Raw genomic sequence first — 11,883 nt, forward strand, 5'->3', positions numbered from 1 at the left:
CATGGTCAGCGCCGTTTTCCATTCACCGACCAGGGGGCAATCTGCCCCTGAAAAGCTGGTGCCCCCGACCCCTGCAGAGGTCGCCGCCGCCACCGCTGCAGCCGCCGTGCAAATGCAACGCGCCCGCCAGTGGCACAACTTCTGGATGGCGGTGTTGCCGCCGCTCATGGGTCTGGGCCTCTTGATCGGGCTGTGGTCGCTGGTGTCCATCACCACCAAAGGCAGCATCCCCAGCCCTTACGAAACCGGCGTGCAGGCGATCGAGATCTTCAGCGACCCGTTTTACCGCAAGGGCCCCAATGACCAGGGCGTGGGCTGGAACGTGCTGATGTCGCTCGAGCGCGTGGCCGTGGGCTTTGGTCTGGCGGCGCTGGTCGGCATTCCGGCGGGCTTTGTGATTGGGCGCTTCACCTTCCTCTCGCGCATGTTCAACCCGCTCATCAGCTTGCTGCGTCCGGTCTCGCCACTGGCTTGGCTGCCCATCGGTTTGCTGGTGTTCAAAGGGGCCAACCCGGCCGCCATCTGGACGATTTTCATCTGCTCCATCTGGCCCATGATCATCAACACCGCCGTGGGGGTGCAGCGCGTGCCGCAGGATTATTTGAACGTGGCCCGGGTGCTCAACCTGTCGGAATGGAAGATCGCCACCACCATCTTGTTCCCCGCTGTGCTGCCTTACATGCTGACCGGTGTGCGCCTGGCCGTGGGCACCGCATGGCTGGTCATCGTGGCAGCCGAGATGCTGACAGGTGGCGTGGGCATTGGCTTTTGGGTCTGGGACGAGTGGAACAACCTCAACGTCAAGAACATCATCATCGCTATTTTTGTGATTGGCGGCGTGGGCTTGATCCTGGAATACGCCCTGATCCGCATCGCCACCGCCTTCACTTTTGAGGATGTCAAATCATGAACAGCGACAGCAAGTACATCCAAATTCAAAGCGTGGAGCAGACCTTCAAAACCAACAAGGGTTTGTTTCCGGCACTGCGAGACATCCACCTGGACATCGCCAAAGGCGAGTTCGTGGCCTTGATTGGCCACTCGGGCTGCGGCAAGTCCACCTTGCTCAACCTGATCGCCGGGCTGACCACCCCCACGGCCGGTGTGCTGCTGTGCGCCAACCGCGAGATTGCAGGCCCCGGCCCCGAGCGTGCGGTGGTGTTCCAGAACCATTCACTGCTGCCCTGGCTCACCTGCTTTGACAACGTGCACCTGGGCATCGAGCGGGTGTTTGGCAAAGCCGAAACCAAGGCCCAGTTGCGAGCCCGCACCGACGCGGCGCTGGCCATGGTGGGCCTGAGTCACGCCGCGCAAAAGCGCCCCGGCGAAATCTCGGGCGGCATGAAGCAACGCGTGGGCATTGCCCGTGCCCTGGCCATGGAGCCCAAAGTGCTCTTGATGGACGAGCCCTTTGGCGCTCTGGACGCGCTGACCCGCGCCAAGCTGCAAGACGAATTGCTCGAGATTGTGGCCCGCACCCAAAGCACCGTGGTCATGGTCACCCACGACGTGGACGAGGCCGTGCTGCTGTCCGACAAGATCGTGATGATGACCAACGGACCTGCCGCCACGATTGGCGAGGTGCTGAGTGTGGACTTGCCACGCCCGCGCCATCGCGTGGAACTGGCCGAAAGCGCCGAGTACCAGCGCTACCGCAAAGCGGTGATCGACTTCCTCTACACGCGCCAGGCGCATGTGGAAAAAACCGCTTAAGGAGAAGACCATGGACATGCGTACCCCATTCACATCCGGTGCCAAAGAAAAAATGAAACTGGTCATGGTCGGCAACGGCATGGCCGGGGTTCGGGCCATCGAAGAGCTGCTGAAACTCGCGCCCGACCTGTACGACATCACCGTGTTCGGCGCCGAGCCGCACCCCAACTACAACCGCATCCTGCTGTCACCCGTGCTGGCCGGTGAGCAAACGCTGGACGAAATCGTGCTCAACGACTGGGCTTGGTACAACGACAACGGCATCACGCTGCATGCGGGTTGGAAGGTCACGGCGGTGGACCGCCTCCAACGCACCGTGAGCGCCGAAAACGCCACTGGCGAAAAAATCGCCACGCCCTATGACCGCCTGGTGATCGCCACCGGCTCCAACCCTTTCATCCTGCCTCTGCCCGGCAAAGACCTGCAAGGCGTGCTGGCGTACCGCGACATTGCCGACACGCAGGCCATGATCGACGCGGCCACGCAGTACAAACACGCGGTCGTCATCGGCGGCGGCCTGCTGGGCCTGGAAGCGGCCAACGGCCTGATGAAACGCGGCATGCAGGTCACGGTGGTGCATGTGAGCGATTGGCTGATGGAGCGCCAGCTCGACAAGGTGGCCGCGCAGATGCTGCAGGCTTCTCTCGAAGCACGCGGCATGCAGTTCCGCATGAGCGCACAAACCGCCGCGCTGGTGGGCAATGACACCGGCCGCGTGAGCAAAGTCGAATTCAAGGATGGCACCCATGTGCCCGCCGATCTGGTGGTCATGGCCGTGGGCATCCGACCCAACACCGCGCTGGCCGAAAGCATGGGCCTGCATGTGAACCGCGGCATCGTGGTGAGCGACACACTGCAAACCGTGACCGACCCGCGCATCTGGGCGGTGGGCGAATGCGCCGCGCACAGAGGCATTGCCTACGGTCTGGTGGCTCCGCTGTTCGAACAAGGCAAAGTGCTGGCCAATCACCTGGCCGAATTCGGCATTGGCCGCTACACCGGGTCACTCACTTCGACCAAACTCAAGGTCACCGGCATCGACTTGTTCAGCGCGGGCGACTTCATGGGCAGCCCGGAGTGCGAAGAAATCGTCATGAGCGACCCGGCCGGCGGTGTCTACAAAAAGCTGGTGCTCAAGGGAGACCAGCTGGTGGGTGCCTGCCTGTATGGCGACACGGTGGACGGCAGCTGGTATTTCAAGCTGCTGCGTGATGGCCGCAGCGTGGCCGACATCCGCGACAAGCTGATGTTTGGCGAATCCAACATCGGCGACGTGGGCCACCAGGGCCAGAGCAAAGCCGCTGCCATGCAGGATGCCGACGAAGTGTGCGGCTGCAACGGCGTGACCAAGGGCGCGATCTGCAAGGCCATCAAGGACAAGGGCCTGTTCACGCTGGACGAAGTGCGCAAGCAAACCAAGGCCAGCGCCAGCTGCGGCTCGTGCACCGGGCTGGTTGAGCAGATTTTGATGTTCACCGCCGGTGGCGACTACTCGGCTACACCCAAGCTCAAGCCCATGTGCGGCTGCACCGAACATGGCCACCAGGCGGTGCGAGATGCGGTGCGCGACCACAAACTGCTCACCGTGGGTGGCGTGTTCAAGTTCATGGGCTGGCGCACGCCCAACGGCTGCGCGAGCTGCCGCCCGGCCGTCAACTATTACCTGATCAGCACCTGGCCCAAAGAGGCGCAAGACGACCCGCAAAGCCGCTTCATCAATGAACGCAGCCACGCCAACATCCAGAAAGACGGCACCTACAGCGTGATCCCTCGCATGTGGGCGGGCGAGACCACCGCCGCCGAGCTGCGCCGCATCGCCGATGTGGTCGACAAATACCAAATCCCCACGGTGAAGGTCACGGGCGGTCAGCGCATCGACTTGCTGGGTGTGAAAAAAGAAGATCTGGTGGGTGTGTGGAAAGACATCGGCATGCCTTGCGGCCACGCCTACGCCAAGGCCCTGCGCACGGTCAAAACCTGCGTGGGCAGCGAGTGGTGCCGCATGGGCACCCAAGACAGCACGCAAATGGGCAAGGACCTGGAGAAAGCCATGTGGCGCATGTATGCGCCGCACAAGGTCAAGTTCGCCGTCTCAGGCTGCCCGCGCAACTGCGCCGAAGCGGGCATCAAGGACGTGGGCATCATCGGCGTGGACAGTGGCTGGGAGATGTATGTGGGCGGCAACGGTGGCATCAAAACCGAGGTGGCGCATTTTTTCACCAAGCTCAAGACCGCCGAAGAGGTGCTGGAGTACACGGGCGCTTTCATGCAGCTGTACCGCCAAGAAGGCTGGTACCTGGAGCGCACGGTGCACTACATCAACCGGGTGGGTCTGGACTACGTGAAGAAAAAGATCTTGGAAGACGCCGCTTTGCGCCAAACCTTATGGGCCAAGCTGCAAGCCGCGCTCGACGGCGAACCCGACCCGTGGTTTGAGCTGCAAGAAGCCAAAGTGGACACCCGCCAGTTCGAGCCCCTGACCACCGCCTGACCTCTTGTGTAGGAGCCCACCCCGTGGGCGATTGCACGCACACCACCAAGCCACGCCATCGCCCACAGGGGTGGGCTCCTACAAATGCTAACCAAGGATTGAAAAATGACCGCATGGAAAGAAATCTGCCGGGTGGAAGACATCCCGGTGCTGGGCTCGCGCCGCGTGGCGCGTGACCAGGGACTCGACGTGGCCGTGTTCCGCAACGACGCTGACGAAGTGTTTGCCCTGCTCGACCGCTGCCCGCACAAGGGCGGCCCCTTGTCGCAAGGGATTGTGTTTGGCACCAGCGTGGCCTGCCCGCTGCACAACTGGACGATTGGCCTGTGCGACGGCCAGGCGCAAGCACCCGACGAGGGCTGCACACCGCGCTTTGAAGTCAAGGTGGAGCAAGGCGTGGTGTTTTTGAATGCCGATGAACTGCTTGGCCACGCGACGGATCTGACGCGGCCCATTGCGGGCCCGGTATCGCGGAAAACAGCGAGGACCTCGTAGGTCGGTGGCTTTAGCCCCGACAGGAGCCTTCGATGAACCGGTCATGTCGGGGCTGAAGCCACCGACCTACAAAATCCCAAAGCCCCACCCCACCACTACCCTGTTGCCCATGATCCCCATCACCCACGAAACCAAATCCACCTGCCCCTACTGCGGCGTGGGCTGCGGCGTGGTCATCGCATCGCAGGGCACGCAGATCACCGGCGTGCGCGGGGACCCGGATCACCCGGCCAACTTCGGCCGTTTGTGCACCAAGGGCCAGTCGCTGCACCTGACGGCCGCACCGCAGGTCACGGCGCAAACCCGTTTGCTCACGCCCCAGTGGCGGCCCGTGCGTGGCCAGACGCTGCAAGCCCTGGGCTGGAGCGCCGCCATGGACATGGCCAGCCAACGCCTGGCCGCCATCGTGCACAACCACGGCCCTGACGCTTTGGGCTTTTACATCTCGGGCCAGCTGCTCACCGAGGACTATTACGTCTTCAACAAACTGGCCAAAGGCCTTTTAGGCACCAACAACATCGACAGCAACTCGCGCCTGTGCATGAGCAGCGCCGTGGCAGGCTACAAGATGACACTGGGGGCCGACGCCCCACCGGCCTGCTACGAGGACATCGCGCACGCGCAGTGCCTGTTCATCGCGGGCAGCAACGCGGCCTGGGCGCACCCGATTTTGTTTCGCCGCATCGAAGACGCCAAACGCGCCAACCCGGCGCTCAAGATGGTCGTGGTAGACCCGCGCCGCACCGACACCGCCGACATGGCCGACCTGCACCTGGCCATCCAGCCCGGCACCGATGTGATGCTGTTCCACGGCCTGCTGCACATCATGCTGGCCCAGGGCTGGACACAAGCCCACTACATCGCAACCCACACCAATGGCTTTGAAGCCCTGCAGGCCCTGGTGGCCGAGTACACGCCGCAGCATGTGGCGCAGATTTGTGGCGTGCCCGAAGCCGACCTCTACACCGCCGCCCGCTGGTTTGCAGGCGTGCAAGAGGGCAGCTCTGACCGCACCCCCACCCTCAGCCTGTATTGCCAGGGCCTGAACCAGTCCAGCAACGGCACCGCCAAAAACGCGGCGCTCATCAACCTGCACCTGGCCACACAGCAAATCGGCCGCCCCGGTGCAGGCCCCCTGTCGCTCACAGGCCAGCCCAACGCCATGGGCGGGCGCGAAGTGGGTGGCATGGCCAACCTGATGTCGGCCCACCGCGACCTGGCCAACCCGCAGCACCGCGCCGAAGTGGCCGCGCTTTGGGGTGTGGCCGACGTGCCCGCCAAGCCCGGCCTCACGGCCGTAGAGATGTTCGAAGCTGCGGCCGACGGGCAAATCAAAGCCCTGTGGATCGCTTGCACGAACCCCGCGCAGTCCATGCCCGACCAGACCACCGTGCGCCGCGCACTGCAACGCGCCGAATTCGTGGTGGTGCAAGAGGCCTTTGCCACGGCTGCGACATGCGACTACGCCGACCTGCTTTTGCCCGCCACCACCTGGGGCGAAAAAGAAGGCACAGTGACCAACAGCGAGCGGCGCATCAGCCGGGTGCGTGCCGCTGTCGCAGCGCCTGGGCAAGCCCGAGCCGATTGGGCCATTGCAGCAGACCTGGGCCAGCGCCTGGCCTTGGCGCTGGGCCGTCCGCAAGACGCCCGTCTGATGCACTACCCCGCGCCCGAGTCGGTCTGGAACGAGCACCGCGAAAGCACCCGAGGCCGCGACCTCGACATCACGGGTCTGAGCTACGCCCAACTCGAGACCACAGGCCCTGCCCAATGGCCACTGCCCGAAGGGGCCAGCACCGGGCAAGCCCGCTTGTATGCCGACGGGAGATTCCCGACAGCCGACGGCCGCGCCCGCTTTGCCGCCGTCAGCTGGCAGCCCGTGGCGGAAGAGCGCGTGTCGCAGTTCCCGTTTTCGCTGACCACCGGCCGCCTGCGCGACCAGTGGCACGGCATGACCCGCACCGGCACCGCAGGCCGCCTGTTTGCCCACAGCCCAGAGCCTTGTGTGCAAATGAACCCGCAAGACGCCCAGCGCCTGGGCCTGCAAGACGGTGATCTGGTGCAAGTGCGCAGCAAACGCGGCAGCCTGGTGCTGCCGGTGCAGTCCAGCTCGCAAGTGGCAGCCTCGCAGGCCTTCATCGCCATGCACTGGGGCCCAGAGGTGCTCAGTGGGCGCAATGCCCAAGGCGAAGCGGGGCTGGGTGTGAACGTGCTCACCACATCGAGCTACTGCGCCACCTCCAAGCAGCCGGAACTGAAACACGCGGCGGTGCAAATCACCCGCGCCGCCCTGTCGGCCGATGCCAGCTGGCAAGTGGTGGCCATGGCCTGGCTGCCCAGCGACACCGTCTGGACGGTGCGCCAGCAATTGCAAAAGCTGCTGCCGCAATTCGATTTTGCTTACCTGGTGCCCTTCACCGATGCCCACGCCGCCCTGAGCGAGCAGACGCCGCGCACCGGTTTGCTCCTGCGTGCGGCCTGCAGGCAGCCTGCCCATGCCACGCTGCTGCACACCGTGGCCGAGGCACTGGGCCTGAACCACTCCGCCACCCTGCACTACCAAGACGCGGTGCGCATGCAACGCCGCTCGGTGCATCTGAGCACGCCCAACACCCAAGGCCTGCGCAGCCTGCAAGGCTTTCTGGTGGCAGGCGACAGCCGCTCAGGCCGCTGGCTCAAGACCTTGTTGCAAGAAGCCACGCCGCTCCAATGGCCCGCCCGACAGTGGCTGATGGCGTCCGACGCACCCCCCGAAGGCGCAACGCCGGTCAGCCGCCAAGTTTGCAGCTGCCTCAACGTGCGCGAAAACGCCATTGCTGCGTGCCTGCAAAACCAAACTGGCAGCGAAGACCAACGCTTGGCCATGCTGCAAAGCCAGCTGCGCTGCGGCACCCAATGCGGCTCCTGCGTGCCCGAGTTGCGCCAAATCATCCGACTCGTGCCTCAGCCAACATGAAGTGCGCATACCCATATAACCAACAGTTATCTGACTTCCTTCACAATTCATCTTATGGGTATCAGCCACTACATCAAGGACATCGGACGCGGCAAAGACGGCGCACGCGCACTCGGTCGCAAGCAAGCTGCCGACCTGATGGGTCAAATCCTTGACCAACAGGTGAGTGACCTGGAGTTGGGCGCTTTTTGCATCGCCATGCGCATCAAGGGCGAAACCCCCGAAGAGATGGCCGGTTTTCTGGACGCCACACACGCTCGGCTGAACCAGGTTCGCTCGGGCCATGCCCCCACCGTGGTGCTGCCCAGCTACAACGGTGCCCGCAAACTGCCCGTGCTCACGCCGCTGCTGGCCCTGCTGCTGGCACGCCAAGGCGTGGCGGTGGTGATGCACGGCACAGCCACCGAAGACAAACGCGTGGGCAGTCAAGCGGTGTTGGCCGAATTGGGCATTTCGGCATCCACCACCTCGCCCCTCGTGAAAGCCGGTGAAGTGGTGTTTGTGCCCACTGAGGTGCTGAATGCTGGGCTGCACAAGCTGCTGGCCGTGCGCCGCGTGGTGGGCCTGCGCAACCCCGGGCACAGCCTGGTCAAGCTGATGAACCCCTGCGACGGCCCCGCCTTGGTGGTGGGCAGCTACACGCACCCCGAATATTTGCAGTCCATGTCCGCCACCTTTGCCCTGACCGGCCAGCACGCCCTGCTGCTGCGCGGCACCGAAGGCGAGAGCGTGGCCGATGCCCGGCGCACACCGGCCATGGATGTGTTCAAACACCACCAAACTTGGCGCGTGCAGGAACAACAAGAAGGCTCGCTCTCCAAAATGCCCGAATTGCCTGGCACCGATGCGGCAGCCACGGCGCTCTACATCGAACAGGTTTTGCAAAACCTGCTGCCGGTGCCCGAACCGATGGCACGGCAAGTTCAACACATCCTGCGTGAAGTTCAAGCATGAGCACTCCCACACCGTTTTCCGACCTGACCCCAAGCCGCCGCCACCCGATCGCACCATCGCCACGCGGCGTCAGCCATACCTCCTCTGTGCTAACAGGAACATGCACGCTGGTCGGTGCAGGCCCGGGTGACCCGGAGCTGCTGACACTCAAAGCCGCCCGAGCCATTGCCCGCGCCACCGTGCTGCTGGTCGACGATCTGGTCAACGAAGCCGTGCTCGAACACGCATCGCCCACGGCCCGCATCGTGCATGTGGGCAAACGCGGCGGCTGCAAAAGCACGCCGCAGGCCTTCATCGACAAGCTGATGATCACCGCCGTGCAAGAAGGCGAGCATGTGGTGCGCCTCAAAGGTGGCGACCCCTTCATCTTTGGGCGGGGCGGCGAAGAAGTCGAACATCTTCGTGCAGCGGGCATTGACGTGGAGGTGGTCAACGGCATCACCTCGGGCCTGGCGGGCATGAGCAGCTTGGGTGCGCCCCTGACCCACCGCGAGCACGCCCACGGCGTGGTGTTTGTCACAGGCCACGCCAAACCCGGTGACAGCGGCACCGACTGGCCTTTGCTGGCCCACACCGCCCGACAAGCCAAGTTGACGCTGGTGATCTACATGGGCGTGAGCAGCTTGGACACCATCCGCCAAGGCTTGCTGCAAGGCCTGCCCGCCACAACGCCTGTGGCCATCGTGCAGTACGCCAGCTTGCCCGTGCAACGCCAAGCCTTGACCACACTGCGCGATTTGGCAGACACCATGGCCCGAGAAGGCCTGCAAAGCCCCAGCATCATCGTGGTGGGAGACGTGGTGCAAGGGGCTCGCGCCTGGGGCGAGCAGCAACAGCCCCCACGCACCGCCTTGCAAGCCTGAAACGCCCCAGGCCATTACAAATTCAAACATCTTGCGACTGCGCAAAACGCATCCAGCGCATGGAGCCACTAGACTTTGCCGCGCGGCACTTTTCGCCGCGTGCAAGGGAGAAATTCATGGGACTTTTTGATTCAATCGCAGGCCAAGTCGCCCAACAAGCCACAGCCGCCCTGTCGGGCCAAGGCGGTGCGGGTGGGGACAAAATGGTGCAAATGGTGATGGGCTTGCTCAACAACCCCGAGCTTGGCGGCATCAGCGGCTTGGTCAGTGCTTTTCAGAAAAACGGCTTGGGTGAAGTCGTGGCTTCGTGGATCTCCAACAACACCAACTTGCCCATTTCCGCCGCACAAATTCAGTCGGTGCTGGGCCAAGGCCCGTTGCAGGATCTGGCCGCCAAAACCGGCTTGTCCACGAACGAAGTGGCCGCCAATCTGTCCGAACACTTGCCCGGACTGGTCGACCAACTCACCCCTGAGGGCAAACTGCCCAGTGGCGACATGATGGCGCAAGGCCTGGGCATGCTCAAAGGCTTCATGAAGTCCTGAATTTGAACCGGTGAACGCCCGCAGGGGCGTTTTGCACGGCGTTGAACAGACCTTCAAGCGCCAGCCCCTTACACTTCCCGCCATGAAGACATGGGATGTGGTGATCGTGGGTGCCGGGGCTGCCGGTTTGTTTTGCGCGGGTGTGGCGGGCCAGCGCGGCTTGAAGGTGCTGGTCATCGACCACAGCGACAAAATCGCCGAAAAAATCCGCATCTCCGGCGGTGGGCGATGCAACTTCACCAACCGGCTGCTCGACGCCTCGGCCCCGCAAAAGCACTTCATCAGTCAAAACCCGCACTTTTGCCGCTCGGCCCTGTCGCGTTACACCCCACAAGACTTCATCGATTTGGTGCAAAAGCACGGCATCGCTTTTCATGAAAAGCACAAAGGCCAGCTGTTTTGCGACCACTCGGCCGAAGACATCATCCGCATGCTGCTGGCCGAATGCACGGCGGGCGGCGTGGACATCCGCACGGGCTGCAGTGTCAAGTCGGTGCACGCCCCCGCCGAAGACAAGACCCACTACACCCTCGACACCTCCGATGGCCCAATTCAAACCCGATCTTTGGTGGTGGCCACAGGCGGCCTGTCCATCCCCAAAATCGGGGCCAGTGACTGGGGCTACCGCATCGCCAGCCAGTTTGGTCTGCGTCTGGTGGAGCGCCGACCCGGCCTGGTGCCCCTGACCTTTGACGGCGAGGGCTGGGCACCCTATGCGCAACTGGCCGGGCTCGCTTTGCCCGTGGTCATCGAGACGGGCGAGAAAAAAGGCCGCATGCACTTTGACGAAGACCTGCTGTTCACACACCGGGGCTTGTCGGGTCCGGGCGTGCTGCAAATTTCCAGCTACTGGCAAGAAGGCACCCCCATTCGCCTGAACCTGGCCCCCGAGGTGAACCTGCCCGAGCGCCTGCAAGAGGCCAAGCTGCGCTCGAAAAAACTGCTGGGCAACGAGCTGGCCACGTTGGTGCCCAACCGATTGGCCGAAGCCTGGGTCAGCCAAGACCCCGCCTTGCAGCGCACCGCCGCCGAAGTGCCCGACAAGGCCCTGAACAAACTGGCCGAGGCATTGTCCAGCTGGCGCATCACCCCCACGGGCAGCGAAGGCTACAAAAAAGCCGAGGTCACCCTGGGCGGGGTGGACACACGCGATGTGTCGTCGCAAACCATGGAGTCCAAACAGCCCGGGCTGTACTTCATTGGCGAGGTGATTGACGTCACCGGCTGGCTGGGCGGCTACAACTTTCAGTGGGCCTGGGCCAGCGCCCACGCTTGTGCGCAGGCTTTGGCAGAGAAACACGCTGCTTAAACAAACACCCCCTGCTGCCTGATTGATTCGGACTCACCCCTCAGCATCCAGCCTGTGCAGTTTGAAGTGACAGGCTTGATCCGTGTGTGAGCCCCGCCCCCCGGGGCGATTCTTGGTGGTCTGCGGGGGTGATCGCGACGGGGGCGTCGCTCCTACAGGAGGCTTCCTGCATTTTGTAGGAGCCCCGCCCTCGGGGCGATTCTTGGTGGTCTGCGAGGCTTTTCGCGACGAGGGCGTCGCTCCTACAAGGAACCCTGCATTTTGTAGGAGCCCCGCCCTCGGGGCGATTCTTGGTGGTCTGCGAGGCTTTTCGCGTAAGCGTACGGCGAACCCCTGCCCACCCACAAGTTTCAGCCGATTCTTTGCCCAGTCAGCTGCCAGCGGTGTGGCAGCAACTCTTGAATCCGCCTATTGGGCCAGGTTGGCAGCTTCTCCATCACGTCCTTCAAGTACGCGTACGGGTCGTGACCGTTGAGTTTGGCCGACTGGATCAGACTCATCACCGCTGCCGCCCTTTGGCCCGCTCTGAGTGAGCCCGCAAACAGCCAGTTCTTGCG

At 63.4% G+C, this 11,883-nt stretch carries 10 protein-coding genes; 9 read left to right on the top strand and 1 reads right to left on the bottom strand.

The window, feature by feature from the left end; all coding sequences use genetic code 11:
- Nucleotide 1: 1 nt before the first annotated feature.
- The 9 genes from ntrB to AMM41_RS19280 all read left to right on the top strand — a co-directional run bounded on the left by ntrB (nt 2) and on the right by AMM41_RS19280 (nt 11,326).
- Entirely contained in the window at nt 2–910 is a 909-nt protein-coding gene (gene ntrB / locus AMM41_RS19240) for a nitrate ABC transporter permease (protein ID WP_089963201.1), read from the top strand.
- The gene (locus AMM41_RS19245) at nt 907–1,713 is read left to right on the top strand and encodes an ABC transporter ATP-binding protein (RefSeq protein ID WP_089963203.1); all 807 of its coding nucleotides are present in this window, start codon (nt 907–909) and stop codon (nt 1,711–1,713) included. The genes ntrB and AMM41_RS19245 overlap by 4 nt, the downstream gene beginning before the upstream one ends.
- Before the next feature lie 10 nt (nt 1,714–1,723).
- On the top strand, nt 1,724–4,204 hold the full coding sequence (gene nirB, locus AMM41_RS19250) for a nitrite reductase large subunit NirB (RefSeq protein ID WP_304438338.1): 2,481 nt from the start codon (nt 1,724–1,726) through the stop codon (nt 4,202–4,204).
- A 105-nt stretch (nt 4,205–4,309) separates the two neighbouring features.
- Nucleotides 4,310–4,699, top strand: a complete 390-nt coding sequence (nirD, locus tag AMM41_RS19255) for a nitrite reductase small subunit NirD (RefSeq protein ID WP_089963207.1) — start codon at nt 4,310–4,312, stop codon at nt 4,697–4,699.
- Between the two features lie 109 nt (nt 4,700–4,808).
- Nucleotides 4,809–7,655, top strand: a complete 2,847-nt coding sequence (locus AMM41_RS19260; RefSeq protein ID WP_089963233.1) for a nitrate reductase — start codon at nt 4,809–4,811, stop codon at nt 7,653–7,655.
- A 54-nt stretch (nt 7,656–7,709) separates the two neighbouring features.
- On the top strand, nt 7,710–8,609 hold the full coding sequence (gene ybiB / locus AMM41_RS19265; RefSeq protein ID WP_089963210.1) for a DNA-binding protein YbiB: 900 nt from the start codon (nt 7,710–7,712) through the stop codon (nt 8,607–8,609).
- Nucleotides 8,606–9,472 carry a uroporphyrinogen-III C-methyltransferase gene (cobA, locus tag AMM41_RS19270; protein ID WP_089963212.1) on the top strand — a complete coding sequence of 289 codons (867 nt, stop codon included), beginning with the start codon at nt 8,606–8,608 and terminating at the stop codon, nt 9,470–9,472. Before ybiB ends, cobA begins: the two co-directional genes overlap by 4 nt.
- Before the next feature lie 116 nt (nt 9,473–9,588).
- Nucleotides 9,589–10,017 carry a YidB family protein gene (locus tag AMM41_RS19275; RefSeq protein ID WP_089963213.1) on the top strand — a complete coding sequence of 143 codons (429 nt, stop codon included), beginning with the start codon at nt 9,589–9,591 and terminating at the stop codon, nt 10,015–10,017.
- An 82-nt stretch (nt 10,018–10,099) separates the two neighbouring features.
- A complete protein-coding gene (locus AMM41_RS19280; RefSeq protein WP_089963215.1) occupies nt 10,100–11,326 on the top strand; it encodes a BaiN/RdsA family NAD(P)/FAD-dependent oxidoreductase in 1,227 nt (408 codons plus the stop codon).
- Between the two features lie 350 nt (nt 11,327–11,676).
- Here AMM41_RS19280 and AMM41_RS19285 read toward each other — a convergent pair.
- The coding region (locus tag AMM41_RS19285; protein ID WP_194944878.1) for a transposase domain-containing protein at nt 11,677–11,883 on the bottom strand (207 nt) is incomplete at its 5' end.

Source organism: Limnohabitans sp. 2KL-3 (genome assembly GCF_001269405.1).
In the GTDB taxonomy this organism is placed as follows: Bacteria; Pseudomonadota; Gammaproteobacteria; order Burkholderiales; family Burkholderiaceae_C; genus Limnohabitans_A.

Bases quoted from the DNA above. Each gene is read 5' to 3' on its own strand.
- ntrB (WP_089963201.1), top strand. From the start codon at position 2: ATGGTCAGCGCCGTTTTCCATTCACCGACCAGGGGGCAATCTGCCCCT.
- cobA (WP_089963212.1), top strand. From the start codon at position 8,606: ATGAGCACTCCCACACCGTTTTCCGACCTGACCCCAAGCCGCCGCCAC.
- AMM41_RS19260 (WP_089963233.1), top strand. From the start codon at position 4,809: ATGATCCCCATCACCCACGAAACCAAATCCACCTGCCCCTACTGCGGC.
- AMM41_RS19280 (WP_089963215.1), top strand. From the start codon at position 10,100: ATGAAGACATGGGATGTGGTGATCGTGGGTGCCGGGGCTGCCGGTTTG.
- nirD (WP_089963207.1), top strand. From the start codon at position 4,310: ATGACCGCATGGAAAGAAATCTGCCGGGTGGAAGACATCCCGGTGCTG.
- ybiB (WP_089963210.1), top strand. From the start codon at position 7,710: ATGGGTATCAGCCACTACATCAAGGACATCGGACGCGGCAAAGACGGC.
- AMM41_RS19245 (WP_089963203.1), top strand. From the start codon at position 907: ATGAACAGCGACAGCAAGTACATCCAAATTCAAAGCGTGGAGCAGACC.
- nirB (WP_304438338.1), top strand. From the start codon at position 1,724: ATGGACATGCGTACCCCATTCACATCCGGTGCCAAAGAAAAAATGAAA.
- AMM41_RS19275 (WP_089963213.1), top strand. From the start codon at position 9,589: ATGGGACTTTTTGATTCAATCGCAGGCCAAGTCGCCCAACAAGCCACA.